Origin of the sequence: Amycolatopsis sp. GA6-003 (assembly GCF_046267895.1) — a bacterium.
GTDB lineage: Bacteria > Actinomycetota > Actinomycetes > Mycobacteriales > Pseudonocardiaceae > Amycolatopsis.
In genome coordinates this window covers 8,199,815-8,224,329 of sequence record NZ_CP176499.1, presented here as the reverse complement: position 1 = coordinate 8,224,329, position 24,515 = coordinate 8,199,815, and the positions used below count along the sequence as shown (strand labels likewise).

At 70.4% G+C, this 24,515-nt stretch carries 25 protein-coding genes; 15 read left to right on the top strand and 10 right to left on the bottom strand.

Features of this window, described 5'->3' with window-relative positions:
* Positions 1–142 precede the first annotated feature (142 nt).
* The 5 genes from F9C12_RS37110 to F9C12_RS37090 are packed head-to-tail and all read left to right on the top strand — an operon-like array spanning position 143 to position 3,249.
* Positions 143–634 (top strand): YbaB/EbfC family nucleoid-associated protein, encoded by a 492-nt coding sequence (locus tag F9C12_RS37110; RefSeq protein ID WP_409463568.1) that lies wholly within the window; start codon positions 143–145, stop codon positions 632–634.
* On the top strand, positions 634–957 hold the full coding sequence (locus F9C12_RS37105) for a type VII secretion target (protein ID WP_409463567.1): 324 nt from the start codon (positions 634–636) through the stop codon (positions 955–957). The genes F9C12_RS37110 and F9C12_RS37105 overlap by 1 nt, the downstream gene beginning before the upstream one ends.
* Positions 954–2,177 carry a hypothetical protein gene (locus F9C12_RS37100; protein WP_409463566.1) on the top strand — a complete coding sequence of 408 codons (1,224 nt, stop codon included), beginning with the start codon at positions 954–956 and terminating at the stop codon, positions 2,175–2,177. The genes F9C12_RS37105 and F9C12_RS37100 overlap by 4 nt, the downstream gene beginning before the upstream one ends.
* Positions 2,174–2,752: a hypothetical protein gene (locus F9C12_RS37095; RefSeq protein ID WP_409463565.1), complete on the top strand. Its 579-nt coding sequence runs from the start codon at positions 2,174–2,176 to the stop codon at positions 2,750–2,752. Before F9C12_RS37100 ends, F9C12_RS37095 begins: the two co-directional genes overlap by 4 nt.
* Entirely contained in the window at positions 2,749–3,249 is a 501-nt protein-coding gene (locus F9C12_RS37090; RefSeq protein ID WP_409186395.1) for a hypothetical protein, read from the top strand. The genes F9C12_RS37095 and F9C12_RS37090 overlap by 4 nt, the downstream gene beginning before the upstream one ends.
* A 7-nt stretch (positions 3,250–3,256) precedes the next feature.
* Here the strand turns inward: F9C12_RS37090 and F9C12_RS37085 are convergent, their stop codons facing one another.
* On the bottom strand, positions 3,257–4,750 hold the full coding sequence (locus tag F9C12_RS37085; protein WP_409463564.1) for a CoA-acylating methylmalonate-semialdehyde dehydrogenase: 1,494 nt from the start codon (positions 4,748–4,750) through the stop codon (positions 3,257–3,259).
* Between the two features lie 131 nt (positions 4,751–4,881).
* On the opposite strand from F9C12_RS37085, the gene F9C12_RS37080 reads away from it, so the two are divergent.
* Both F9C12_RS37080 and F9C12_RS37075 read left to right on the top strand, forming a co-directional pair.
* Entirely contained in the window at positions 4,882–6,528 is a 1,647-nt protein-coding gene (locus tag F9C12_RS37080; RefSeq protein ID WP_409463563.1) for a PucR family transcriptional regulator, read from the top strand.
* Between the two features lie 28 nt (positions 6,529–6,556).
* Entirely contained in the window at positions 6,557–6,928 is a 372-nt protein-coding gene (locus F9C12_RS37075) for an SSI family serine proteinase inhibitor (RefSeq protein ID WP_409463562.1), read from the top strand.
* Between the two features lie 31 nt (positions 6,929–6,959).
* On the opposite strand, the gene F9C12_RS37070 is transcribed toward F9C12_RS37075, so the two are convergent.
* The 3 genes from F9C12_RS37070 to F9C12_RS37060 all read right to left on the bottom strand — a co-directional run bounded on the left by F9C12_RS37070 (position 6,960) and on the right by F9C12_RS37060 (position 10,881).
* Positions 6,960–8,468, bottom strand: coding sequence for a DUF4153 domain-containing protein (locus tag F9C12_RS37070; RefSeq protein ID WP_409463561.1), 1,509 nt, complete (start codon positions 8,466–8,468; stop codon positions 6,960–6,962).
* A gap of 656 nt (positions 8,469–9,124) precedes the next feature.
* On the bottom strand, positions 9,125–10,213 hold the full coding sequence (locus F9C12_RS37065; protein WP_409463560.1) for an ATP-binding protein: 1,089 nt from the start codon (positions 10,211–10,213) through the stop codon (positions 9,125–9,127).
* The gene (locus F9C12_RS37060; RefSeq protein ID WP_409467134.1) at positions 10,210–10,881 is read right to left on the bottom strand and encodes a response regulator; all 672 of its coding nucleotides are present in this window, start codon (positions 10,879–10,881) and stop codon (positions 10,210–10,212) included. Before F9C12_RS37060 ends, F9C12_RS37065 begins: the two co-directional genes overlap by 4 nt.
* A gap of 241 nt (positions 10,882–11,122) precedes the next feature.
* Between F9C12_RS37060 and F9C12_RS37055 the strand changes: the two genes are divergently transcribed.
* From F9C12_RS37055 to F9C12_RS37040, 4 genes are read left to right on the top strand one after another with little or no spacing between them, the layout of a single operon-like run.
* Entirely contained in the window at positions 11,123–12,628 is a 1,506-nt protein-coding gene (locus F9C12_RS37055) for an NCS1 family nucleobase:cation symporter-1 (protein WP_409463559.1), read from the top strand.
* Complete coding sequence (locus tag F9C12_RS37050; RefSeq protein ID WP_037813646.1) at positions 12,621–13,463, top strand: nitrilase-related carbon-nitrogen hydrolase; 843 nt, start codon at positions 12,621–12,623, stop codon at positions 13,461–13,463. The genes F9C12_RS37055 and F9C12_RS37050 overlap by 8 nt, the downstream gene beginning before the upstream one ends.
* Positions 13,463–14,845 carry a dihydropyrimidinase gene (hydA, locus tag F9C12_RS37045; protein ID WP_409463558.1) on the top strand — a complete coding sequence of 461 codons (1,383 nt, stop codon included), beginning with the start codon at positions 13,463–13,465 and terminating at the stop codon, positions 14,843–14,845. The genes F9C12_RS37050 and hydA overlap by 1 nt, the downstream gene beginning before the upstream one ends.
* A 7-nt stretch (positions 14,846–14,852) precedes the next feature.
* Positions 14,853–15,851: a TIGR03842 family LLM class F420-dependent oxidoreductase gene (locus tag F9C12_RS37040; RefSeq protein ID WP_409463557.1), complete on the top strand. Its 999-nt coding sequence runs from the start codon at positions 14,853–14,855 to the stop codon at positions 15,849–15,851.
* Positions 15,852–15,971: 120 nt separating this feature from the next.
* On the opposite strand, the gene F9C12_RS37035 is transcribed toward F9C12_RS37040, so the two are convergent.
* From F9C12_RS37035 to F9C12_RS37020, 4 genes are read right to left on the bottom strand one after another with little or no spacing between them, the layout of a single operon-like run.
* On the bottom strand, positions 15,972–17,204 hold the full coding sequence (locus F9C12_RS37035) for a serine hydrolase domain-containing protein (RefSeq protein WP_409463556.1): 1,233 nt from the start codon (positions 17,202–17,204) through the stop codon (positions 15,972–15,974).
* A gap of 10 nt (positions 17,205–17,214) precedes the next feature.
* On the bottom strand, positions 17,215–18,033 hold the full coding sequence (locus F9C12_RS37030; RefSeq protein WP_409463555.1) for a siderophore-interacting protein: 819 nt from the start codon (positions 18,031–18,033) through the stop codon (positions 17,215–17,217).
* A gap of 57 nt (positions 18,034–18,090) precedes the next feature.
* On the bottom strand, positions 18,091–18,267 hold the full coding sequence (locus F9C12_RS37025; RefSeq protein WP_409463554.1) for a hypothetical protein: 177 nt from the start codon (positions 18,265–18,267) through the stop codon (positions 18,091–18,093).
* The gene (locus tag F9C12_RS37020; RefSeq protein WP_409463553.1) at positions 18,264–18,671 is read right to left on the bottom strand and encodes an SgcJ/EcaC family oxidoreductase; all 408 of its coding nucleotides are present in this window, start codon (positions 18,669–18,671) and stop codon (positions 18,264–18,266) included. The genes F9C12_RS37025 and F9C12_RS37020 overlap by 4 nt, the downstream gene beginning before the upstream one ends.
* A 94-nt stretch (positions 18,672–18,765) precedes the next feature.
* Here F9C12_RS37020 and F9C12_RS37015 point away from each other — a divergent pair, with 94 nt between their 5' ends.
* Positions 18,766–19,473 carry a TetR/AcrR family transcriptional regulator gene (locus F9C12_RS37015; protein WP_409186382.1) on the top strand — a complete coding sequence of 236 codons (708 nt, stop codon included), beginning with the start codon at positions 18,766–18,768 and terminating at the stop codon, positions 19,471–19,473.
* Here the strand turns inward: F9C12_RS37015 and F9C12_RS37010 are convergent.
* Together F9C12_RS37010 and hemW are read right to left on the bottom strand one after the other, a co-directional pair.
* Positions 19,463–20,383 (bottom strand): NADP-dependent oxidoreductase, encoded by a 921-nt coding sequence (locus F9C12_RS37010; RefSeq protein ID WP_409463552.1) that lies wholly within the window; start codon positions 20,381–20,383, stop codon positions 19,463–19,465. The genes F9C12_RS37015 and F9C12_RS37010 overlap by 11 nt on opposite strands.
* 70 nt (positions 20,384–20,453) lie before the next feature.
* On the bottom strand, positions 20,454–21,671 hold the full coding sequence (gene hemW, locus F9C12_RS37005; RefSeq protein ID WP_409463551.1) for a radical SAM family heme chaperone HemW: 1,218 nt from the start codon (positions 21,669–21,671) through the stop codon (positions 20,454–20,456).
* Here hemW and F9C12_RS37000 point away from each other — a divergent pair.
* From F9C12_RS37000 to F9C12_RS36990, 3 genes are all read left to right on the top strand, one after another.
* Positions 21,595–22,017 carry a putative leader peptide gene (locus F9C12_RS37000; RefSeq protein ID WP_409463550.1) on the top strand — a complete coding sequence of 141 codons (423 nt, stop codon included), beginning with the start codon at positions 21,595–21,597 and terminating at the stop codon, positions 22,015–22,017. The two genes, hemW and F9C12_RS37000, sit on opposite strands and share 77 nt — an antisense overlap.
* Positions 22,018–22,118: 101 nt before the next feature.
* Positions 22,119–23,819, top strand: a complete 1,701-nt coding sequence (locus tag F9C12_RS36995; RefSeq protein ID WP_409463549.1) for a nitrite/sulfite reductase — start codon at positions 22,119–22,121, stop codon at positions 23,817–23,819.
* Complete coding sequence (locus F9C12_RS36990; RefSeq protein WP_409186377.1) at positions 23,816–24,511, top strand: phosphoadenylyl-sulfate reductase; 696 nt, start codon at positions 23,816–23,818, stop codon at positions 24,509–24,511. Before F9C12_RS36995 ends, F9C12_RS36990 begins: the two co-directional genes overlap by 4 nt.
* The last annotated feature ends 4 nt before the right edge of the window (positions 24,512–24,515 follow it).

Here is a 24,515-nt window from a genome sequence, read left to right as displayed (position 1 = left end):
CCGCCCCCGGGTAAAGAGGAGGGAAACAATTTTTAATAGCGACGAACCGGGCAACTCGGAACTTCGCTTGCACCGGGAACCGGAACCCGGTTTTCTGCCTCGGAAAGACTATGAACCACTCCAGCCGAAAGCAGTGGCCGACATGAACGCACTTTCTCCCGAAATCGCCGAAATCCGGCAGCGGGCCGCCGAGGCGCGAGAACGGCTGAAGCACGTGTCGGCGACCGCGACGAGCCCCGACGGCGCGGTCACCGCGACTGTCAACACCGCCGGTGCGCTGCAGGAACTCCAGTTCGGCTCCCGCGCCGACGAGATGCCGCGCGCCGCCCTCGCGGCCGCCGTGCTGGCCACCGCGCGCCGCGCCCAGGCCCAGGCGGCGCAGCAGCTGACCGCGATCATGGCGCCGGTGATCGGCGAGCACAGCGACGCGATGAAATTCCTCGAGGAACAAATCCCGGAACCGGAAATTCCGGAGGAACCGGCTCCGCCCGCGCCGCCGCAGCCGCAATTCTTCGACGCGCAGGACGATGCCGCCCCGCCGCCGTCCCGGCCCGCGCGGCACTCCCGCCCGGCTCCGGACCCGGCTGACGACGACGACTACTACGGCGGCGGCTCGTTCCTGGGGAGGAACTGATGGCAGGCGGATCGAAGGTCGACCTCCCGGCGCTGCGCGCGCACCAGGGCGAGGTCGAGGACATCGCGGCGGGCGTGCACACCGCGGCGCAGGCGACCGAGTCCGGCCAGTCGTTCGGCGACGACGCGTTCGGCCTCGTCGGCCAGGTGTTCGCGATGCCGCTGCAGATCTGGATGTCGGTGGCGACGTCGTTCGTCAAGGACGTGGCGGACACCGCCGACGACCTCGCGGAGCGCCTGCGGCAGGCGTACGAGCACTACGACAACCACGAGAAGCAGACCGTCGGCCACATCAACGGTCTCGGCAAGGAGCTGCCGGAATGACCGAGACGCAGGAGAACCCGCTGGTCGCGAAGTCGGAGTCGCCGAGCGGGCCGACCGCGAACATGGGGTCGTCCCCGAACGAGCTGGACAACCTCAACGCCCAGACGTCCGGTTCCGGCATGCTCAACGACGTCGCGGCCACGCTCACCGACGCCCGGCACGGCGACTGGGGCAACTTCGGCGTGGACGTCGTCACCGACGGCCTCGACCTGCTCGGCGCGGCGATGGACCCGCTGGGCACGCTGGCCAGCGCGGGCGTCGGCTGGCTGATCGAGCACATCAGCTTCCTCAAGGAGGGCCTCGACCAGCTCGCGGGCAATCCGGAGGCCGTCACCGCGAAGGCCGTGACCTGGTCGAACATCTCGAAGCAGCTGAACGAGAGCGCCGACCAGTACGAGCAGGCCGCGGCCAAGGTCGCCCCGGACTTCCAGGGCCAGGGCGGAGAGGCCTACCAGAAGGCCGCGAAGGGCTACGCGGACACTCTCCGGGGCGCGGCCGGGCACGCGAGCAGCGCGTCCACCGGGATGAACGTCGCCGCCGCGCTGGTCGGCACCGAGCGCGGGCTGATCCGCGACATGATCTCGTCGTTCGTCGGCGAGCTGATCGTCAAGGGCCTCGCCGCGCTGGCGTCGTCGTGGTGCACCTTCGGCGGGACGGTGGCCGCGTTCATCGCCGACACCGTCGTCGAGGGCGGGATCCTCGCGGAGAAGATCGGCACCCGGATCGCGAAGGTCGTGGAGAAGCTGGACAAGCTCGCGGAGAGCGCGGGCAAGTCGAAGGCCGCGATCGAGCAGGCCGCGAACGCGTTGCGAAAGGCGGGCAAGGCGGCGGGCAAGGTCACCGACAAGAGCGTCGACCTCGCCGCCGGCCTGGAGAAGAAGGCCGGCGACCTCAAGGAGGCGGGCCGGGCGGAGAGCGCCGCGGAGAAGGCCGAGCGCTGGACCGCGAACGCCAAGGAGAAGGTGCCCGGCCGCGACCGCTTCGAACACGCCGGCGAGACGTATTCCGAAGACGGGCGGAAGTTCTTCAAGATCCAGGAATGGCAGAAGGAGGGCGGCCGGCCGCCGTTCACCACGGCTGACGGAGTGGGGCTCGGCACCGAAGCCCGGCGGCAGGAGAACGAGCAGTACGACCGGTACTCCGAAGGCTCCGAGGCCTACGAAAAGGAGCACGAGAAGGCCGAAGGCGGCTCCGGCGGCGAAGGCGGCACCGGAGAGTGAGCAGCGAAACCGTGCAGGCGGCCGCCGACCAGGCCAACCGGGAAGGCCGCCTGCACCCGTCTCAGCGGAAAATGGTCCTGAACGCGGGCTTCTCGATGGCTGTCGTGTGGATCATCCTGTTCGCCGCCGCCGCGGTCCTGGCGCCGATCGGCATCGGCGTGAGCAGCGACGAACTGCGGAACCTCAACGCGGTGAAGGCCGACCTCGGCGCCCCGCCCGTCTCGTACTGGTCGATGAACTGGCCGGTGTACCTGCTGACGGTGCTCTTCCTCGCGCTCGCCGTGCTCCCCGCCCGGATCATCTGGCGGCGGCTGGCAGAGGTGCGCAGCGGCAAGCTCGAGGTAGTCCGCGGGTGGACGTACGACTACGGCCACGTGCACAAGGCGCCGTCCGGCGGGCAGCACGCGATGTACATGTATGAAGTCACCGAGCGGATGACGTTCACCTATTTCGTCGTGCAGGGAAAGTCCCACCGGCTCGACTACGACCTGCGGCAGCGGGTGCTCGGCAACCGCACGAACGCCGCGATCCTCACTCCGCGCAGCAAAATCCTGGTCAACGTGGTCGCGGCATGACGGCCGGCGAGGTGGCCGCGGCCAATCTCGCCGGGCGGCTGCACCGGAGCCAGCGCGGGGCGGTCCTCGACGGGCTGTTCTGGGCGGTCTGGGTGTTCGCCGCGGCGATCGGCGCGGTCGGGGCCGTGGCGGTGGCCGAGTCCGGGTTCACCGCGTCCGCGCTGGTGGCGGCGGCGGTCGGCGTGGCGGCGATCGCGGGCGCGGTCCGGTTCAGCGTGCGCCGCCGCGCCGAGTTCCGCGAGCCGCTGACCGTGATCGCCGGGCCGGCGCACGACTTCGGCGCCGGCCCGATCACCGACGACTATCCGATCGGCCTCAAGCACACCCCGCGCGGACCCGGCCAGATCGAACGGTGGCAGGTGCGCGCCGGCGGGCGCACGTATCCCGTCCCGCGCGCGCAGTGGGATCGCCTGGTCGCGGAGCGGATCACCGCCGTCTGCGTCCTGGCGAACGGACGGTGTCTGGTGAACATCGTCCTGGACGGCGATCTCCGGTGAACCCGGGTCAGGAGTTCTTCGGGAACCCCAGGTTCACCCCCGCGTGCGAAGTGTCCGGCCACCGGGACGTGACCACTTTCGTCCGCGTGAAGAAGTGGAAGCCCTCCGGCCCGTACGCGTGCGTGTCGCCGAACAGGGAGTCCTTCCAGCCGCCGAAGGAGTAGTAGCCGACCGGCACCGGGATGGGCACGTTGACGCCCACCATGCCCACTTCCACCTCGTTCTGGAAGCGGCGCGCCGCCCGTCCGTCTCCGGTGAAGATCGCGGTTCCGTTGCCGTACGGGTTGGCGTTGACGAGCGCGAGCGCGTCGTCGAAGCTCGCCGTTCGCGCGACGGACAGCACGGGGCCGAAGATTTCGTCGGTGTACACCGCCATACCGGGCGTGACGCGGTCGAAAAGCGTGGGGCCCAGCCAGAATCCGTCGTCCGCGCCGTCCGCTTCCACGCCCCGGCCGTCCATCACGAGTTCCGCGCCTTCGGCCACCCCAGTGTCCACATAGGACGAAACTCGCTCGTGGTGCGCCCGGGTGACCAGCGGACCCATCTCCGACGACGGCTTGCGCCCGTCTCCGACGCGCAGTTTCCGCATCCGCTCCGCGATTTTGGCGACCAGTTCGTCCGCGATCGGTTCGACGGCGACCACCACCGACACCGCCATGCACCGCTCCCCCGCCGAGCCGAACCCGGCTGACACGGCGGCGTCGGCGGCCAGGTCGAGGTCGGCGTCCGGCAGCACGACCATGTGGTTCTTCGCCCCGCCCAGCGCCTGGACGCGCTTGCCGCGGCTGGTGCCGGTTTCGTAGACGTAGCGGGCGATCGGGGTCGAACCGACGAAGGAGATCGCCTTGACGTCCGGGTGCTCGAGAAGTCCGTCGACCGCGACTTTGTCGCCCTGCAGCACGTTGAACGCGCCGGGCGGCAGGCCCGCTTCGGCGAGCAGCTCGGCGATGAACAGCGCCGCGGACGGGTCCTTCTCGCTCGGCTTGAGCACGACGGTGTTGCCGCACGCCAACGCGTTCGGGACGAACCAGAGCGGCACCATCGCGGGGAAGTTGAACGGCGAGATCACGCCGACCACGCCGAGCGGCTGGAGAATCGAGTACACGTCGACGCCGGTGGAGGCGTTCTCGCTGAAACCGCCCTTGAGCAGTTGCGCCGCGCCGCACGCGTATTCGACGTTTTCGATCGCGCGCGCGATCTCGCCCGCCGCGTCCGATTCGACCTTGCCGTGCTCGCTCGTCACGATCTTCGCCAGCTCGTGCTTGCGCGCCTGAAGCAGCTCGCGGAAGGCGAACAGCACGCGTGTGCGGCCGGCGAGCGACGTGCCCCGCCAGCCCGGCAGCGCGGCGGTCGCGGCGGCCACGGCTTGCTCCACCTCGGCTGGTCCGGCGAAGTCCACCTGCGCGCTGACCTGGCCGGTCGCCGGGTCGTACACGTCGCCGGTGCGCCCGGCGCCGGCGACCGGCTTGCCGTCGATCCAATGGCTGATGCGGTCGGTCACGACGTCCGCTCCTTCCGGTCGGGTGTCCCCGAGTCTCCGGGCGAGGCGCCCGGGTCCGCCATCGACAACGTGTACGTACTACCGCTGTCCGCCGTACAGTCTGTGCCCTGCCGGCCAGCAAGGGGGGACCGATGTACCCGACCGTCGCCGAGGCGCTCGCGTTGCCGGTGCTGCGCCAGGGGTGTCCGCGCGTGGTCGCGGGCAGCGCCGGGCTCGAACGGCGGGTGCGCTGGGCGCACGCGGCCGAGGTCGCCGACATCGCGCACCTGCTGCGCGGCGGAGAACTCGTGCTCACCACCGGGGTCGCGCTTCCCGACGACGACGCGACGCTGACCCGGTACGTCGCCGACCTCGCCGAGGTGGGCGTCGCGGGCCTGGTGGTCGAACTGGTGCGGCACTGGAACGACCGGCTGCCGCGCGCGCTCGTCGCCGCGGCCGAGCAACGCGGGTTGCCGCTGGTGACGCTGTCGCGCGAGACGCGCTATGTCGCGGTCACCGAAGCAGTGAACGGGATGATCGTGGACGCGCAGCTGGCCGAGCTCCGGGCGGCGGAGCGGGTGCACGAGACGTTCACGTCGCTGACCGTCGCGGGAGCCGAGCCCGCCGCGGTATTGGCCGAGGTGGCGCGGCTGACCGAGCAGCCGGTGGTGCTGGAAACCCTGGAACACGAAGTCCTCGCCTACGACACGGCGGGCACGGATCCGGGCGAATTGCTGACCGGCTGGCCGGCCCGGTCGCGCGTAGTGCAGCTCGGCGAGCGCACCGGCTACCACTCGGCGGCGGGCTGGCTGGTCACCGTGGTCGGCGCGCGCGGGCACGACTGGGGACGGCTGGTGCTGGTGTGCGCCGAAGCGCCGCCGCACCGGTACCGCGTGGTCGCCGAACGGGCCGCGTCCGCGCTCGCGGTGCACCGTCTCGTCGCGCGCGACTCCGACACTCTCGAACGGCAAGCACACCGCGCGGTGTTGACCGAACTGCTGAATTCGCCCGCGCCCACCGCGGAAATCCTCGCGCGTTCTTCCGCGCTCGCGGTGCCGCTCACCGGACGACAGCTGGTCGGCTTGGCAGTACGGCCGCGCATCACCGCGACTACGCGTCCGACGCTCTCTACGCCGCCGCTGTTGCGCGAACTGGCCGAAGCGACCGCGCTCGCGACACGGCGGGCGAAGGTGTCCGCGCTGGTGTCAACGGACGAGACCGCCGTACGCGCGCTTCTCGCGCTCTCGCCGGAAGCCAATGCTGACGCCGTCCTCCAGCGCCTCGCCGCCGACATTCACGACGCGCGCGCTTCCGCTCCAGCCGCCATCGGCGTAGGAACGACTGTCACCGGACCCGCTGAGGCGCAACGCACTTTGGTCGAAGCCGCACATGTCGCTGCCGCTGCCCTCGACGAGGACGACGGACAACCGTTGCACCGCCTGAAGGATGTTCGGCTACGCGGACTGCTGCACCTTCTCGCCGACGACGAGCGCGTACACGCCTTCGCCGCGCGAGAGCTGGGTCCGCTCCTCGAACGCGACGCCGCTTCCGGAAGCCGTCTCGTGCCCGCGCTGCGGCATTACTGCGCGCACGGCGGCAACAAGTCCGCCGCAGCAGTCGCCGCCCACACCTCGCGGACCGCGTACTACCAGCAACTCGCGCGCATCGAACAGGTGCTGGGAGTGCGACTGGAAGATCCGGAGTCGATGTTGTCGCTGTACGTGGCATTGCTCGCGCACGACCTCGGCGCCGCCACCCGTCCGAGCGAGGAAAACCCACCCGGACGAGGAGCACAGTGATCGGGTCCGGAGTGCCGATATCCGTCGTATGGTGTTCTCTTCCTTCGCTCCGGTCGCGGCCGCCCTGCTCGGCCTCGGCGGCCTGGCCGCGCCGCACGCCCCGGAGTCGATCCTGCAGCTGACCATGCACGAGACCTCCGGGCGCGTCACGAGCGCGTCCCTGACCTGCGACCCCACCGGCGGCACGCACCGCCACCGCGACACCGCCTGCGCGACCCTCGCCGCGGTCGACGGCGATTTCTCCCGCATCGCCCCGCACCGGCAGAAGTGCACGATGATCTACTCCCCGGTGGACGTCACGGCACTGGGCAGCTGGCGCGGCACGAGGGTGACGTACCGGGCGACGTACCCGAACAAGTGCGCGGCGGACAGCCAGTCGAACGGGGTGTTCGCGCTTTAGGCCGGACCGGCTCGGCGTCGTTCTCCGGACGTCAGCCCGGGACGGAAGCCCGGTCCGCGCACGGGACCTGGGACCGGACGATCTCCCGGGCCCGCGCGCGGCTCAAGTTCCAGGCAGGCCAGGCGTCGTCGGCGAGTGCCCCGGCGAGCGGGCGCAGCAGGCAAGCCGCGTCCGGGCGGCGCCGTGCCACCACCGGGGCCACGTCGGCGGAGAACCGGCTCAGGTAGCGGACGTCGAGCGGCTTGCCCCGCGCCGCCCGGTCCAGGTTGGCGGTCGCGATCGCCGCCTCCGGGTTCGCCGCGGCCAGTCCCAGCAGCGCCAGTGCGGCGGTCGCGATCGCCGCGCGGGGCAGCCAGCTCGCGCGGAGCGTGCCCAGCGTCGCTCCGACCAGGACGAACACCACGCCCAGCCAGCTTTCGCACACCTCCACCAGCAGGCGCGGCACGGTGAACCCGTAGGCCTGCTGGTAAGTCCACATGCGACTCAACGCGGACAGCACCACGACCAGGCTCAGCACGGTCAACGCGCCGAGCAGGACCCGCAGAACCGTCCGGTCGGCGCGCGTGGCTTTCGGGGCCCAGCGCAGTGCCGCGGCGAGGACGGCCAGCGTCAGCGCTGTGCAGGCGCAGAGTTGCCAGAAACCGCCGCGCGCGTAGTCCGCCGAGGTGAGGCCGTCGGTGCGGAGGACGTAGTCCGTACCGCCGAACAGAGCGGTCGCTTGCACCCCGACGTAGGCGGCGAACAACACCGAGAGGGTGCCCAGCAAGGACGTCCACGACAGCCGGTCGCCGACCGTGGTGGTCCGGTTTTCCCGTTCCGGCAAGGGATCCGCGGCGATCAGGAAGACGGCCGCCATCGCCGCGAAGCCCACGGCGAACACCAGCGCGGACTGGACGGCCGAGCCCGGACGCACCTCCGGAACGAGGTCGCTGACGAACTCGGCGAACCGGGGATCCGCGCTGACCAGCAACGGCAAGAAGACCACCAGGACCAGCCCGGACAGCAGCACCGCCCCGAGGACGCGCCCCTGGCGCTGCCCGGTCCGAGGAGTCCGGCGGAACAGCCACGGCACCGCGCGGAACGCTTCGAGCGGAACGGCGAGCACGTCGTACGTCGTGCCGTGCACAGTCCGCTTGCCGACCACCGCGAGCGACGCCGCGACCGCCGCGGCGAGCACACACAAGACGAACAGCCATTCAGCCGCTCTCCAGGCACCGACCGCGAGCAGCGCGATCGCCAGGAGCGCCCAGGCTGCCTGCCGCCACTGCCTCGGCGTTCCTCGCCGGGTGCCGGACAGCCGCGCGCACGCCAAGAGCGCCGCGACCGCGACCAGCAGCGCCAGCACCCAGCCGATCCCCGGACGGTCCACCGGCACCACGACCGTCCCGACGACCGCGACCACCAGCGCGGCCAGCTTCGCCCCGCCAGGAACCGCCGATTCGGCCCGCTCGAACAACGGCCGAGGCCCCGGCTGCCGGACGACTCGCACCATCCCCGGCGGAACCGCGTGTGCCGGGTGTTTCCGTATCTGTTGGGACATGAACCCTCTCTTCGCTTTAGCAAACAGCTGCAAGTGCGGCGAACTCAGCAGCGACCATCCCGACGCACGACTGGCGGTTGGTGAGGGAATCTGATTCCTGCGGGGTTCCCCTCACGGACTTCTGCGGGAGCCAAGAAGCACGACCTCGAAGCCCGGACCGACGACCGCAGTGCCCGAAGCCCGCCTGCAAGCTGGCCGCGTCATCCGACCGGACCGCGAGCCCGGGCTTAGCACCGCCAGCCGCATGCGGAGTCCGGCCGCAAGCGGGCCGCCTCCTCCGGCGACCGCCCACGCCCGCAACCGTGCCCGGTCAAGCGGCCGCGTCACCCGCCTCCGACACCCGGACCGCAAGCCCTGACCCGCCGCGACCAACCGCCTCCGGAGTTCGACCGCAAGCGGGCCGCCTCCTCCGGCAACTGCCCGCGCCGGAGCCCGAACCCGGTCAAGCGGCCCCATCGCCCGGCTCCGGCACCCGGGCCGCAAGCCCTGACCCGCCGCGGCCAACCGCGCCCGGAGTCCGGCCGCAAGCGGGCCGCCTTCTCCGGCGACCGCCCACGCCCGCGCCCGGTCAAGCGGCCGCGTCACCCGCCTCCGGCACCCGGACCGAAACCCAGACCCACAGCCCGGCAACCGCCCGAGCCGAGGACCATTGCCCATCAAGCAGGCAGCGTCACCCGGATCCGGCACCCCGGCCCGCCACCGCCGCCCGCCGGACCACCGCCTGCCGGACTTCCGCCGACCGGCACCGCTGAGGCCGGTTCCGGGTCGACCACCGCGACGGTTCCGCCGTGCAGTTCCACCACCCACCGCACGATCGCCAGTCCCAGTCCGGTCCCGCCGCCCCCGGCGCGTTCTCCCCGGGTGAACCGTTCGAACACCCGGTCCCGGTCCGGTTCCGGAATCCCCGGGCCCTGGTCGTGCACCTCGATCCGCGCTTCCCCGGCCTCGATCCGCGCCAGCACCGCCACCTCTCCCCCGGCCGGGCCGTGCCGGGCGGCGTTCTCCAAGAGGTTCAGCACTACCTGGTACAGCCGCTCCCGGTCGGCGGGCACCGTCGCGCCCGGCGGGGCCACCGAGACCGCGAACCGGACCCCGCGGCCGGCCGCTGCGGCCATCGCTTCCGCCTCGGCGGCGACCTCGGCCAGCAGGTCCTCGAGGTCGACCGGCGAGCGGTCCAGCGGCAGCGTTCCGGCGTCGATCTGCGACAGGTCCAGCAGCTCAGTGACCAGCCTGCCCAGGCGTTCGGTCTGGTGCAACGCCGTGCGGAGCGTCGCGGGATCCGGCGACGCGACGCCGTCCACCAGGTTCTCCAGCACGGCGTTCAACGCGGTGATCGGCGTGCGCAGTTCGTGCGAGACGTTGGCGATCAGTTCCCGCCGCTGCCGGTCCGCCGTGGACAGGTCGGCGGCCATCTGGTTGAACGCCGCGGCCAGCGAGCCGACTTCGTCGCGGGCGGTGGCGCGGATCCGGCGGGTGTAATCGCCTTTTGCCATCGCCCGCGCGGCCGCTGTCATCTCGCGCAGCGGCCGGGTCATCCCGTGTGCCAGGATCTGCGACGTCAGCAGCGCGATCACCACCGCGGTCACCGTCGTGCGCGGCGGCAGCCAGCCGATCTGGTAGCGGAAGAACGCGAACGCGATCCCGCCGGACGCGACCATCAGAATGGCCAGTTTCAGCTTGATCGACCGGATGCCGTCCAGCGGCCGAGGCAAAACCTCGACGGCTTTCGCGAAAAACGGCTTCACGCGGGGACCTCCAGCGCATACCCGACGCCGTGCACGGTCCGGATCAAGTCGGCTCCCAGCTTCCGCCGCAAAGCCTTGATGTGGCTGTCCACCGCCCGTGTGCCGGCCCCGGTCGCCTGCACGTCCCAGTCCCACACCTCGCTCAGCAGCCGTTCCCGCGGCTGCACCGCGCGCGGGCGGCGGGCGAAATGCACCAGGAGGTCGAATTCGATCGGCGTCAGCTGGGCGGGTTCGCCCCCTCGGCGCACCCGCCGTTCCGCGATGTCGATCTCCAGATCCCCCAGCACGATCCGCTCCTCCGCCACCGCCGACGACCGCTCCACCCGCCGCAGCAGCGCCTGGATCCGCGCCGACAGCACGCGCATCGAGAACGGCTTCGTGAGGTAGTCGTCCGCGCCGACGCCGAGGCCCACCAGCAGGTCGGTCTCGTCGGCGCGCGCGGTGAGCATCAGCACCGGCACCGGCCGCCGCGCCTGGATCCGGCGGCACACCTCGAGACCGTCGAAACCGGGCAGCATCACGTCGAGAACCACCAGGTCGGGGCTGGTCGCCGCCTCCGCGTCGACCGCTCCGGGACCGTCGTGCGCGACCGTCACGGAGAACCCTTCCGCGCTCAGCCGGGCGTCGATCGACGCGGCGATGGTGAGGTCGTCCTCGACGACCAGCACCCGTCTTCCCCCGTTGTCCATGCCGCCGACCTTAAGCACTCGCCGTGGAGGCCATCCGGGCGAGATGTGGAGATCCGGTGGAGATGTTTCCGCCGTTTTGCCCGGACGTGACGACCAGGTTGTGACGTACGTCATGCATCCCGGCGCGGTCGCGCGCAATCGACAGACTGCGCCGAGGGCGTCCGAACAGTGAACAGTCTGTCTCTGCCCCCGACCCCCGCCCGGCGCGCAGGATTCCGCAATGGAGCCGACGACACGTGAGCACAGCCGGGTGGACCTCGGCGACGTGCGGGCGCTGCGGGGCAGCCGGTTCTTCAACGACGAACTGGCCCCGGTCCCGGTCGAAAAACGGACCTGGACGACCTACAACTACTTCGCGCTCTGGATGGGGATGGCGCACAACATCCCGTCGTACGCACTGGCCGCGTCGCTCATCGCGCTCGGCATGAACTGGCTGCAAGCGCTGATCACGATCACCATCGGCAACCTGATCGTGCTCGCGCCGATGCTGCTCAACAGCCACGCCGGCACCAAATACGGCATCCCGTTCCCGGTGTTCGCCCGCGCGTTCTACGGCCTGCGCGGCGCGAACCTCGCCGCGCTGCTGCGCGCGTTCATCGCGTGCGGCTGGTTCGGCATCCAGACCTGGGTGGGCGGCGAGGCGATCTACGTGATCGTCGGGCGGCTCGCCGGGCCCGGCTGGCGCGATTCGGCGGTGATCGCCGGGCAGCACTGGACGCTGTGGCTGTCATTCGCGGTGTTCTGGCTGGTGCAGATGCTGATCATCTGGCGCGGCATGGAGGCGGTCCGCAAGTTCGAGAACTGGACCGCGCCGCTGGTGTCGGTCGGGTTCCTGATCCTGCTCGGCTACGTGCTGGTCAAGGCGGGCGGGCTCGGCCCGATCCTGCACGACGGCGGGAAGCTCGGCTGGGGGCCGGGGTTCTGGAAGGTGTTCGCGCCGTCGCTGATGGCGATGATCGCGTTCTGGTCGACGCTGTCGCTGAACATGCCGGACTTCACCCGTTTCGGCGGCAGCCAGCGCAAGCAGATGCGCGGCCAGATCCTCGGGCTGCCGACGACGATGACGTTCATCGCGATCGTCGCCATCCTCACCACGTCCGGCGGGCACGTGCTCTACGGGCAGGACATCTGGGACCCGGCGCAGCTGGCGGACAAGTTCTCCAGCCCGGTCGTGGTGGTCGTCGCGCTGATCGCGCTGGTGCTGGCGACGATCTCGGCCAACCTGGCGGCGAACGTCGTCAGCCCGTCCTACGATTTCTCCAACGCTTTCCCGAAGCGGATCACCTTCGCGCTCGGCGGGCTCATCACCGGCGTGATCGGCATCCTGATCCAGCCGTGGCGGCTCTATTCCGACCCGGACATCTACATTTTCGCCTGGCTCGGCTTTTACGGCGGATTGCTCGGCGCGGTCGCCGGGGTGCTCGTCGCCGGATATTGGGTGGTGAAACGGACCCGGCTGAAGCTGGCCGACCTGTACCTGCCGAGCGGCGAGTACTGGTTCACCGCGGGCTGGCACTGGCGGGCGCTCGTCGCGACCCTGATCGGCGCGGTGCTCGCGGTCGGCGGCGCCTACGGCGGGCCGTTCCCCGAGGACGGGCTGATCCCGGTCCTGAAACCTTTGTACGACTACAACTGGGCAATGGGTTTCGTCGGCGCGTTCGTCGCCTACGTCCTGTTCAGCCTTCCCTTGAACGCGCAGCGGAATGAGGAGGAAACCAGTGTCTGACACGGTCCGAGCGGGCTTGATCCAGCAGCGGTGGACGGGCGACAAGGAGTCGATGATCGCGAACGCGGTCGACGCGATCGGCAAGGCGGCTTCGCAGGGCGCGCAGGTGGTGTGCCTGCAGGAACTGTTCTACGGCCCGTATTTCTGCCAGGTGCAGGACGCGGATTTCTATTCCTACACCGAGGCGATCCCGGACGGCCCCACCACGAAACTCATGCAGGAGGTCGCGGAGCGGCACGGCGTGGTGCTCGTGGTGCCGATGTACGAACAGGAGCAGCCGGGCGTCTACTACAACACCGCGGCGGTGATCGACGCCGACGGGAAATACCTCGGCATGCACCGCAAGAACCACATTCCGCAGGTGAAAGGCTTCTGGGAGAAGTTCTACTTCAAGCCGGGCAACCTCGGCTATCCGGTTTTCGACACCGCGGTCGGCCGGATCGGCGTGTACATCTGCTACGAACGGCACTTCCCCGAAGGCTGGCGCGCGCTCGGGCTGGCCGGGGCGCAGATCGTGTTCAACCCGTCGGCGACGAGCCGCGGGCTTTCGGAATACCTGTGGCGGCTGGAGCAGCCCGCGGCCGCGGTGGCGAACGAGTACTACGTGGGCACGATCAACCGCGTCGGCGTGGAACCGCTGGGCGACAACGACTTCTACGGGCAATCGTACTTTGTGGACCCGCGCGGCCAGCTCGTCGGCGAGGCCGCTTCGGACACCGAGGAGGAGATCGTGGTCCGCGATCTCGACATGGGCCGCCTCGCCGAGGTCCGCGATCTGTGGCAGTTCTACCGCGACCGCCGCCCGGACAGCTACGGCCCGCTCGCGGAGGCCTGATGACCACCCTCATCCAAGGCGGGCAAGTCGTTTCGCCGTCCGGCGCGGTCACCGCCGACGTGCTGGTGGACGGCGAAACCATCGCGGCGGTAGGCGCTCCCGGCACCCTGACCGGGGACGAAACCCTCGACGCGACCGGGAAGTACGTGCTTCCCGGCGGAATCGACGCGCACACGCACATGGAAATGCCGTTCGGCGGCACGCATTCGGTCGATTCCTTCGAGACCGGCACCATCGCCGCCGCGTGGGGCGGGACGACGACGATCATCGACTTCGCCGTCCAAGCCAAGGGGACGTCCCTGTTGTCCACACTGGACAAATGGCATTCCAAAGCGGACGGCAACTGCGCGATCGACTACGGCTTCCACATGATCATGTCGGACGTCAACGACTCCACGCTCAAGGAAATGCGGGCGTGCGTCGACGGCGGGGTCGGCAGTTTCAAGATGTTCATGGCCTACCCCGGCGTTTTCTACTCTACGGACGGGGAAATCCTGCGCGCGATGCAGCAGGCGCGCGAGATCGGCGCGACGATCATGATGCACGCGGAAAACGGCATCGCGATCGACGAGCTGGCCGCGCAAGCCGTCGCCGCCGGGCACACCGACCCGGTGCAGCACGGCCTGACCAGGCCGCCCGAGCTGGAAGGCGAGGCGACTTCCCGGGCGATCCGGCTGGCCCAGGTGACCGGATCTCCGCTGTACATCGTGCATTTGTCGGCTTCCCAGGCGCTCGCCGCGGTCGCCGAGGCAAGGGACAACGGGCAGAACGTCTTCGCCGAGACCTGTCCGCAGTATCTTTATCTGTCCATTGAGGACCTGGCGAAACCCGATTTCGAGGGCGCCAAGTTCGTCGCTTCCCCGCCGCTGCGGGAGAAATCGCACCAGGCCGATCTGTGGCGCGGTCTGCGCACGAACGACCTGTCGGTGGTCTCGACCGACCATTGCCCGTTCTGCTTCAAGGACCAGAAAGAACTGGGCCGCGGCGATTTCCGGGCGATCCCGAACGGGATGCCGGGCGTCGAGCACCGGATGGACCTGCTGCACCAGGGCGTGGTGGCGGGCGAGATCTCGCTGGGCCGCTGGGTCGAGACGTGTTCCGCGACGCCCGCGCGGATGTTCGGGCTGTACCCGCGCAAGGGCGTGATCGCGGCGGGCTCGGACGCGGACATCGTGGTGTACGACCCTTCGGCACCCCAGACCCTGTCCGCGGCCACGCATCACATGAACGTGGATTACTCGGCGTACGAAGGGTTTTCGCTCACCGGGAAAGTCCACACTGTACTGTCGCGCGGCCGCGTCGTGGTGTCTCCGGACGGATTCCACGGCAGCCCCGGGCACGGAAAGTTCTTGTCCCGCGAACTCAATCAGTACTTGAATTGAGGCCCTGATGGATTTCGGGATCGTGCTGCAGACCGACCCGCCCGCGGCGGAGGTCGTGCGGATGATGAAGGCCGCCGAGGACGCCGGGTTCCGGTACGGCTGGACGTTCGACTCGTGCGTGCTGTGGCAGGAACCGTTCGTGATCTACTCGCGGATCCTCGAAGCGACGTCCGCGCTGGTCGTGGGGCCGATGGTGACGAGCCCGGGCACGCGGGACTGGTCGGTGATGGCGTCGACTTTCGCGACGCTCAACGACATGTTCGGCAACCGCACGGTGTGCGGCATCGGCCGCGGCGATTCCGCGCACCGGGTAGTCGGCCGTCCGCCGTCCACTTTGGCCACTGTGCGGGACTGCATGCGCGTGGTGAAGGATCTCGCCGAGGGCCGCGAGGTCACGATGAACGACACCGCGGTCCGCATCCCGTGGATCCGCGGCGGCCGGCTGGAAATGTGGATGGCCGGGTACGGCCCGAAGGCGCTGCGAACCGTCGGCGAGCACGCGGACGGGTTCATCCTGCAGTGCGCCGACCCGGCCATCGCCCGCTGGACCATCGGCGCGGTCCGCGACGCCGCCCGCGCCGCCGGCCGCGACCCAGGAGGGATCACGATCTGCGTCGCGGCCCCGGCGTACGTCGGCGAAGACCTGGCGCACCAACGGGAACAGCTGCGCTGGTTCGGCGGAATGGTCGGCAACCACGTCGCGGACCTGGTCGCCCGGTACGGCTCGGCCGGCCCGGTGCCCCGCGAGCTGACCGACTACATCCGCGAGCGCGAAGGCTACGACTACTCCCACCACGGCCGCGCCGGAAACCCGTCGACCGCGTTCGTCCCGGACGAGATCGTGGACCGGTTCTGCCTGCTCGGCCCGGCATCGGCGCACGTCGCGCGGCTGGAGGAACTGGCGGAGCTGGGGGTGGACCAGTTCGCGCTGTACCTGATGCACGACGAGCGGGAGGAGACAATGGCCGCGTACGGGGAGCAGGTGATTCCGAAGCTGACCGCGTGATCGCGTGCGTTTCTCCTCGCCGAGATATCCGAACCTTGGCCGGACCGTCGCACGCTGCCTCGAAGCCGGAAACTCAGCCCAGCGACGGACAATCGCCGGCCGAGAACGGCGCCGCGGGACTCAGTCCACGATCGCCTGATACACCAACTGCCGCAGCTGCTGCCGGATCGGATGGGTCGACGACGGCAGCAGCTGGGTGTAGAACGCCACCGTCAGGTCCTCGTCCGGGTCCACCCAGAACGCCGTCGACGCCGCCCCGCCCCACGCGTATTCGCCTGGCGTGGCAAGGGTTTTCGCCTTCACCGAGTCGATCAGGACCGAGAAGCCCAGGCCGAAGCCGTATCCGTCGAACGGCATCTCCGCGAACAGCGGGCGACCATAAGCCTCCAAGTCGACATGGCCCGGCAGGTGGTTGGCCGTCATCAGGTCCACCGTGCGCGGGCTCAGCACCCGCACGCCGTCGAGTTCGCCTCGGCGCAGCAGCATTTGCGTGAACCGGTGGTAGTCCGCCGCCGTCGAGACCAGTCCGCCGCCGCCGGACAGACAGGCCGGGCGGGACGTGCCCAGCGCGCCGAAGGCGTCGTTGCGCACCAGCCGTTTCGTTCCGGGCGCGGGCAGGTACAACGCGGCCAGCCGGTCGGTGTCCGACGTCCAGAACCCGGTGTCGGTCATGCCCAGCGGGCCGAAGATCCGCTCGGCGAACACCTCGTCGAGCGGCTTGCCCGCCAGCACCTCGACCAGCCGGCCGAGGACGTCGGTGGCCACCGAGTAGTTCCACTCCGCGCCCGGCTGGAACACGAGCGGGAACCGCGCCCACGCCTGGGTGCACTCCGCCAGGTCCAGCCCCCGCGGCGTCCCCCATTCGTACCCGCCGGCGCGGTAGATCGCGTCGACCGGGTGCGTGTGGTGGAAGCCGTAGGTGAGGCCCGCGGTGTGCGAGAGCAGGTGCCACAGCCGGATCGGTTCGGTCGCCGGCTCGGTGACCGGAGCCAGCGCCGAACCCTTGACGTACACCCGCGGCTCGGCGAATTCCGGCAGCCACCGCGAGATCGGGTCGGTGAGGTCGATCAGGCCCTCTTCGACGAACGTCATCGCGGCCACCGAGGTGACCGGTTTCGTCATCGAGAAGATCCGCCAGATCGTGTCGGTCTCGACCGGGGCGGCGGCCTCGACGTCCCGCGCGCCGTGCGCCGCGACGTGCACGATCCGGCCGTGCCTGCTCACCACCGCGAGGAAGCCCGGCAGCAACCCGTCGTCGACGTACCGGGCGAAATGCCGGTCGATCCGCCGCAGCCGTGCCCCGTCGAAACCCGCGTCGGCCGGATCGGCCTCCACCTTCACCTCGGTCGCCATGGCGGCGACCTTACGCCGAACTGGCCGCTTTCCGCTCCGCCGCCTTCTCCTCGCGCCAGGCCTCGTCGTTCTTGCCCTCGCGCCAGTATCCCGACAGCGACACCGCGTCCCGCGCGACGCCGCGCTCGTCGAACAGATACCGCCGCAGCTCCCGCACGAAACCGGCTTCGCCGTGGACGAACGCGTGCACGTCCTGGTCCGGCCACGGAAGCGCCTTCACCGCCGCGACCAGGTCGTCGGACGCCGAACGGTGCAGCCAGGTGACCTGCGCGTCGGCCTTGGTCGCGAGCGGCTGGTGCTCCGATTTGTCCGCCACGAGCAGGAAAACGTGCGCCAGCGCGCCCGGCGGCAGCGCTTCCAGCGCGGCGGCGATGGCCGGCAGCGCCGACTCGTCGCCCACCAGCAGATGCCAGCCGGCGTCGGCGCGCGGCGCGTACGCCCCGCCCGGACCGGCCAGCAGCAGCTCATCGCCCGGCTGCGCGCGCTGCGCCCACGGCCCGGCGAGCCCCTCGTCGCCGTGCACCACGAAATCGAGCACCAGTTCGCCCGCCGCCTCGTCGTACGAGCGGACGGTGTACGTGCGCAGCCGCGGCGCGTGCTCGCGCGGCAGTTCCTCGCGGATCCGGTTCAGGTCGAACGGCTCCGGATACTCCACCCCGGGCACCTTGAAGATCACCTTCACGTACGCGTCGGTGAACTCGTTCGGGCGGAACTCCTTCAGCCCCTCGCCGCCGGCCACGATCCGGATCATGTGCGGCGTCAGGTGCTCCTTGCGCAGCACCTCCAGCCGCACCGCGGTCCTCCCCTTGCGCGCCGGACCTTCGGCCATCGAACACCCCTGTTTCAGTAAGGTTTACCTAAGTCGTGGCTCCCACGGTACGCGCCTTCACCCGTTCCGCCCAGTGCCGCCGCCCCCGATTTCGGCGAGCAGCGCCCGGAAGCCCTCCTCGGCCGAACCCCGGAATCCCCGGAAGAACCGGTTCGCCAGCCGCACTCCCCACCACTGCCCGGTCGCCGCGGGCGCCGCCGGAACAACGCCGGAGACCTCGACGATCGTCCTCATGCTTCCCACGGCCTCGACACCCGCGTGTTCTGGAACGCGGTGATCTGCCAGCCCTCGTCGCCCCGCACCAGCACGTAGGTCAACGTGCTCTCCCGGCCCTCGGCGGCCGGGTCGTCTCCCCCGGTCAGCGACGAACCGCCGCCGGCCACGACGACCGCTACGTCGTCCCGCAGGAACCGCACCCGCGGCTCGCCGAAGCCGGCGAGCTTCGAGCCCTTCAGCGGGCCCTCGAACAGCTCCCGGTGCGAGTCCGCGATCGCCTGGCGGCCGACGAAGCGGAGTCCGAAGAACGTCACGTAATCGGCGTCTTCGGTGAACAGGTTCCCGTAGGAGGTGGCGTCGCCGTTGTTCCAGGCGTCGGCGAGCCGGGTGAGGACGGACAGGACTTCTTCGCGCTGGGACATGCCGTTGCTCCTTAACGAACGTCGTTCGCGTACGAGTCCGTTGTACTCACGAACACTGTTCGCGTCAAGGGCGCGGCTCGATTAGGCTGCGGGCATGACCGCACCGCCCCCGCCGTGGCGCCGGACGCCGAGCCCGCGCCGGCGCGCCGCGAAGCAGATGTTGTCGCAGGACCTGATCGTCAAGACCGCGCTCGAAATCCTGGCCGCCGAGGGCATCGACGCCGTTTCGATGCGCCGGGTCGCGCAGCAGCTGGAGACCGGCCCGGCGTCGCTTTACGCGTACGTGGCCAATAAAGAGGAACTCGACGAGCTGATGCTCGACGCGGCGCTGAGCGAGGTGCCGTGCCCGGAACCGGATCCGGAGCGGTGGACCGAACAGGTCAAAGAGCAAGTGCGGCACCAGATCCGGGCGATGATGGCGTATCCGGGCATCGCGAAGGTCGCGTGGCAGACGCCGATTCCGGTGACGCCGAATTCGCTGCGGCAGGGCGAAGTCATGCTTCAGCTGCTGCGCGCGGGCGGCCTGGACCTGAAGCAGGCGGCGTTCGCCGGCGACGCGTTGAGCACGTACGCCAAGGCATTCGCGTACGAGGCGAGCGGCTGGACGTTCGGCGACTACGACCCGGAGAAAATGAGCGAACGCGGACGGCAGATGGCGGAGTACATGCAGTCGCTGCCCGCGAGCGCGTTCCCGAACCTGTTGCGGGCCGGCGAGTTCTTCACCGCCGAGACCAGCCGGCCCCGCCTCGAATTCGCTCTCGAGGCGTTCGTGGCGGGGCTGGCGGCGATGGTCAGAAAGTGAGCACGATCTTCCCGCGCGAGTGGCCCTGTTCCAGTTCGCGGTAGGCGGCCTGGACCTCGGCCAGCGGGTACGTCGCGGCGATCGGGACGTCGAGCAATCCCTTGTCCGCCAACGCGACGAGGTCGCGCATCACCTCCGCGCTGGCTCCGGCGAGGTTGCCGTCGGTCTTCACCCGGTACTTCTCGGCGGCGGCGAAATCGACCACCGTGTCGATCCGGCCGGGGTAGACGCCGAGCCGCAGGGCGAGTTCGACGTAGCCGTCGCCGTACGTGTCGATGAACGCGTGCACCTGGTCGCCGGTCAGCTCGCGGAGCCGTTCTTCGAGCCCTTCGCCGTACGCGATCGGGACGATGTCGTGCTCGCGCAACCACTCGTGGTTCGCTTCGCTGGCAATGCCGATCACCGTCGCGCCGGTGAGCCTCGCCAGCTGCACGGCCAGCGAGCCGACCCCGCCGGCCGCTCCGGACACGACCACCGTCTCGCCCTCGCGCGGGCACACCGCGGCGACCGCGGCGTACGCGGTCGTTCCAGCCACGAACAAGCCGCCCGCGACCTCCCACGGCAGCCCGCTCGGCTTCGGGACGAGATGCTCCGCCGGGACCAGCACGTACTCGGCGTGGCTGGAGCGGGTGTGCACGAAGCCGACGACCTCGTCCCCCACGTGGATTTCTTCGACGTCCGCGCCCAGCTCCGCCACCACGCCGGCCAGGTCGCTGCCCTGCCCGGACGGGAAGGTGGAGGGCCACCGGTCCGCCAGCGCGCCGGTCCGGATCTTCGCTTCCCCCGGATTGATCCCCGCGGCCCGGACCCGCACGAGCACCTGCCCGGATTCCGGCGCCGGCCGGGGCACTTCGGCCAGCTGCAGCACTTCGATCCCGCCGTGTTCGCCGTATCTGACCGCTTGCGGCATACGCGTCTCCCTCGCTCGTATGGTTAGCCCAACAAACGATCGAGCGGAGTTATGCCCGGCGGGCGAAAATTCAGCCGGCCAGCCTCCGGACCACGGCGTCGGCGAGCAGCCGGCCGCGATCGGTCAGCACCGCGCGGCCCCGGCTGTCCAAATCGGACACTTCGAGCAAGCCCTCCGCGGCGGCCGCCCGGGCCTGCCGCAGCCCCGCCTCGTCGAGCGCGGACAGCGCCAGGCCGTCGGAGATCCGAAGCTCCAGCATGATCCGCTCCAGGTGCCGGTCTTCCTCGGTGAGCACCTCGCGGCCGGCTTCCGGGCTCTTCCCCTCCGCGAGCAGGCTGGAGTACTTGGCCGGATGCTTGACGTTCCACCACCGCACGCCGCCGACGTGGCTGTGCGCGCCCGGTCCGGCGCCCCACCAGTCGCCGCCCTGCCAGTAGCCGAGGTTGTGCCGGCACCGCGCGGCCTCGTCGCTCGCCCAGTTCGACACCTCGTACCAGGTCAAGCCCGCACCGGCGAGCACGGAGTCGATCAGCTCGTAGTAGCTGGCGAGCGTGTCGTCGTCCGGCGCGGGCAGCTCGCCGCGCCGCACCCGGCGGGCGAGCGCGGTGCCGTCCTCCACGATCAGCGCGTACGCCGACACGTGGTCGACGCCCGCGGAAAGAACCGCGTCCAGCGAAGCTCGCAGGTCTTCGACCCGCTCGCCCGGCGTGCCGTAAATGAGGTCGAGATTGACGTGCTCGAACCCGGCGGCCCGGGCCTCGCGCGCGGCGTCGACCGGGCGGCCGGGGGTGTGCACGCGGTCGAGCACCTTCAGCACGTGCCGGGCGGCGGACTGCATGCCCAGCGACACCCGGGTGTAACCCGCGGCGCGGATGCCCGCGAAGAACTCGGGCGAAGTGGATTCCGGGTTCGATTCGGTCGTCACCTCCGCGCCCGGCGCGAGGCCGAACGCCGACCGGACGCCGTCGAGCACCTCGGCCAGCCCGTCCGCGCCGAGCATCGAGGGCGTTCCGCCGCCGATGAACACCGTCTCCGCCTGGGGCGCGTTGCCGAGGATCTCCGCGCCCAGCTCCAGCTCGCGCCGCAGCGCGTCCAGCCACGACCGCGGCGAGGCGGCCGAGCCGAGTTCGCCCGCGGTGTAGGTGTTGAAGTCGCAGTATCCGCAGCGGGTCGCGCAAAACGGCACGTGGACGTACACGCCGAACGGACGCGTGCCGAGGCCCGCGAGCGCGGTCTCGGGCAGTCCGGCGGGAGGACGGTGGGTGTCGGGAACAGGCACGACGTCCATTCTCCCCCGCCCCGCCCGGTCCCCCGCGCGCCCCCGCGCCGCCCGGAGAAAGGTTCGGCCGCCGAACGATGCACCGCCCGCCGCGCCCCCGGTTGACAACCGCCCAGAACCGTCCCACGATGCGTCCGAAAGCCGGGAAAGACCTGGCAGATCACCCGGCCAATGCACATTCGCGGCCGTTGCGCACCCCCGCAGTGAGCCTTCTCCCACGATCCGGACGCCCTTGGACGAGGTTCGGCCCGCGTGGCAATCTGAGCCGGTGAGTCCTGCCGGTGTCCTTCTCGTGGCGCGCCGCCACGTCGACCTTCTGCGGGTCGCGAGCGCGCTCTGCCGGCCTGTTCGCTGACTCCCGCGCACCGCCTGCCCAGCCCGCCACCTGGACCGCCGGCCCGCCCCGCACCGACGCCGCGGCGGAGCCGCCTCGACCACCCCGCCCGGAGGATCCCCATGTCCGCACCCCCGCGTGAGACGCCCGCGAAGGCCCGCGCGCCTCGGACTCGCCAGAAGCGCGGCGAGGGTCAGTGGGCGCTCGGCTACCGGGAGCCGCTGAACCCGAACGAACGCTCGAAGAAGGACGACAGCCCGCTCAACGTCCGCGCGCGGATCGAGAACGTCTACGCGCACCGCGGTTTCGACTCCATCGACCCGGGCGACCTGCGCGGCCGGTTCCGCTGGTTCGGCCTCTACACCCAGCGCAAGCCCGGCATCGACGGCGGCCGCACCGCGCTGCTGGAGCCCGAGGAGCTGGACGACCGCTACTTCATGATGCGCGTCCGCGTCGACGGCGGCGCGCTCACCACCGAGCAGCTGCGGGTGGTCGGCGAGATCTCGCGGGACCACGCGCGCGACACCGCCGACATCAGCGACCGGCAGAACGTCCAGTACCACTGGATCCAGATCGAGGACGTGCCCTCCATCTGGTCCCGGCTGGAGAACGTGGGCCTGTCCACCACCGAGGCGTGCGGCGACTGCCCGCGCGTCGTGCTCGGCTCCCCGGTCGCCGGCATCGCCGCGGACGAGGTGCTCGACGCGACTCCGGCGATCGAGGCGATCCGCGAGCGGTACATCGGCGACCCGCGGTTCGCCAACCTGCCGCGCAAGTTCAAGACCGCGATCTCCGGGCTGCCGGACATCGTGCACGAGATCAACGACGTCGCCTTCGTCGGCGTCGACCACCCCGAGCACGGCCCCGGCCTCGACGTGTGGGTCGGCGGCGGGCTCTCCACGAACCCGATGCTCGCGCAGCGGCTCGGCGCGTGGATCCCGCTGGACGAGGTGCCGCAGGTGTGGGAGGGCGTCGTTTCGATCTTCCGCGACTACGGCTACCGGCGGCTCCGGTCGCGGGCCCGGCTGAAGTTCCTGGTCAAGGACTGGGGCATCGAAAAGTTCCGGGAAGTTCTCGAAACCGAGTACCTCAAGCGGAAGCTGATCGACGGCCCGCCGCCGGAGAACCCGGACACGCCGGTCGACCACGTCGGCGTGCACCCGCAGAAGGACGGCAACTACTACGTCGGAGCCGCGCCGGTCGCCGGCCGGGTGTCGGGCAGCACGCTGGTCGCGGTCGCCGACGCGGCCGAACGGGCCGGATCGCGGCGGGTGCGGCTGACCCCGCACCAGAAGCTGGTCGTGCTCGACGTGCCCGAGGACAAGGTCGCCGCGCTGGAGACGGACCTGGCCGAACTGGGCCTGCAGACCAAGCCGTCGCCGTGGCGGCGCAGCGTGATGGCGTGCACCGGGCTGGAGTTCTGCAAGCTCGCGATCGTCGAGACGAAGGTGCGCGCGCAGCAGCTGGTCGCGGACCTGGAGAAGTCGCTCGCCGACATCAACGCGCAGCTGGAGACGCCGGTGTCGGTGCACCTCAACGGCTGCCCGAACTCCTGCGCCCGCGTGCAGACCGCGGACATCGGGCTCAAGGGCCAGATCGTCACCGACGCCGACGGCAACCAGGTCGAGGGCTTCCAGGTGCACCTCGGCGGCGGGCTCGGCCTCGACGCCGGGTTCGGCCGGAAGCTGCGCGGCCACAAGGTGACCGCGGGCGAACTGGTGGAGTACGTGGAACGCGTGGTGCGCGCGTACGTCGCGGGCCGCGAACCGGGCGAACGCTTCCCGCAGTGGGCGCTGCGGGCGGACGAAGGGGTGCTGCAGTGACCGCGGTGGCGGACTACCGGGCTCTGGCCGAACGCGCCGAGAAGGAACTGGCCGACGCGACCGCCGAGGAGGCGCTGCGCTGGACGGTCGAGACCTTCGGCGACGATTTCATCGTGGCGTCGAACATGCAGGACGCCGTGCTGATCGACCTCGCCACGAAGGTCAAGCCCGCGGTGGACGTGCTGTTCCTGGAGACCGGCTACCACTTCGCCGAAACCCTCGGGGTGCGCGACGCGGTGCAGACGGTGTACCCGCAGGTCCGGATCATCAACGCCCAGGCCGAGCAGAGCGTCGCCGAGCAGGACGCGGAGTACGGGCCGAAGCTGCACGAACGCGACCCCGGCCAGTGCTGCTTCCTGCGGAAGGTCGTGCCGCTGCGGCAGACGCTCGGCAAGTACTCGGCGTGGGTCACCGGCGTGCGCCGGGTGGACGCGCCGACCCGCGCGAACACGCCGATCGTCACCTGGGACGAGCGCAACGGGCTGGTGAAGATCAACCCGATCGCGGCGTGGACCGACGAGGAGTTCAACGGCTACCTGCACTCGAACGGGATCCTGGAGAACCCGCTGGTGTCGATCGGCTATCTCTCGATCGGCTGCGCGCCGTGCACCGCGAAGGTCGAGCCGGGGCAGGACCCGCGCAGCGGCCGGTGGGCCGGGCAAGCGAAGACCGAGTGCGGATTGCATGGCTGATGGC

What these genes read in the sequence shown, in the direction of transcription:
- F9C12_RS37110 (WP_409463568.1), top strand. Translation starts at nt 143, where the DNA reads ATGAACGCACTTTCTCCCGAAATCGCCGAAATCCGGCAGCGGGCCGCC.
- F9C12_RS37105 (WP_409463567.1), top strand. Translation starts at nt 634, where the DNA reads ATGGCAGGCGGATCGAAGGTCGACCTCCCGGCGCTGCGCGCGCACCAG.
- F9C12_RS37100 (WP_409463566.1), top strand. Translation starts at nt 954, where the DNA reads ATGACCGAGACGCAGGAGAACCCGCTGGTCGCGAAGTCGGAGTCGCCG.
- F9C12_RS37090 (WP_409186395.1), top strand. Translation starts at nt 2,749, where the DNA reads ATGACGGCCGGCGAGGTGGCCGCGGCCAATCTCGCCGGGCGGCTGCAC.
- F9C12_RS37080 (WP_409463563.1), top strand. Translation starts at nt 4,882, where the DNA reads ATGTACCCGACCGTCGCCGAGGCGCTCGCGTTGCCGGTGCTGCGCCAG.
- F9C12_RS37075 (WP_409463562.1), top strand. Translation starts at nt 6,557, where the DNA reads ATGGTGTTCTCTTCCTTCGCTCCGGTCGCGGCCGCCCTGCTCGGCCTC.
- F9C12_RS37070 (WP_409463561.1), bottom strand. Translation starts at nt 8,468, where the DNA reads ATGTCCCAACAGATACGGAAACACCCGGCACACGCGGTTCCGCCGGGG.
- F9C12_RS37055 (WP_409463559.1), top strand. Translation starts at nt 11,123, where the DNA reads ATGGAGCCGACGACACGTGAGCACAGCCGGGTGGACCTCGGCGACGTG.
- hydA (WP_409463558.1), top strand. Translation starts at nt 13,463, where the DNA reads ATGACCACCCTCATCCAAGGCGGGCAAGTCGTTTCGCCGTCCGGCGCG.
- F9C12_RS37040 (WP_409463557.1), top strand. Translation starts at nt 14,853, where the DNA reads ATGGATTTCGGGATCGTGCTGCAGACCGACCCGCCCGCGGCGGAGGTC.
- F9C12_RS37035 (WP_409463556.1), bottom strand. Translation starts at nt 17,204, where the DNA reads ATGGCGACCGAGGTGAAGGTGGAGGCCGATCCGGCCGACGCGGGTTTC.
- F9C12_RS37030 (WP_409463555.1), bottom strand. Translation starts at nt 18,033, where the DNA reads ATGGCCGAAGGTCCGGCGCGCAAGGGGAGGACCGCGGTGCGGCTGGAG.
- F9C12_RS37025 (WP_409463554.1), bottom strand. Translation starts at nt 18,267, where the DNA reads ATGAGGACGATCGTCGAGGTCTCCGGCGTTGTTCCGGCGGCGCCCGCG.
- F9C12_RS37020 (WP_409463553.1), bottom strand. Translation starts at nt 18,671, where the DNA reads ATGTCCCAGCGCGAAGAAGTCCTGTCCGTCCTCACCCGGCTCGCCGAC.
- F9C12_RS37015 (WP_409186382.1), top strand. Translation starts at nt 18,766, where the DNA reads ATGACCGCACCGCCCCCGCCGTGGCGCCGGACGCCGAGCCCGCGCCGG.
- F9C12_RS37010 (WP_409463552.1), bottom strand. Translation starts at nt 20,383, where the DNA reads ATGCCGCAAGCGGTCAGATACGGCGAACACGGCGGGATCGAAGTGCTG.
- hemW (WP_409463551.1), bottom strand. Translation starts at nt 21,671, where the DNA reads ATGGACGTCGTGCCTGTTCCCGACACCCACCGTCCTCCCGCCGGACTG.
- F9C12_RS36995 (WP_409463549.1), top strand. Translation starts at nt 22,119, where the DNA reads ATGTCCGCACCCCCGCGTGAGACGCCCGCGAAGGCCCGCGCGCCTCGG.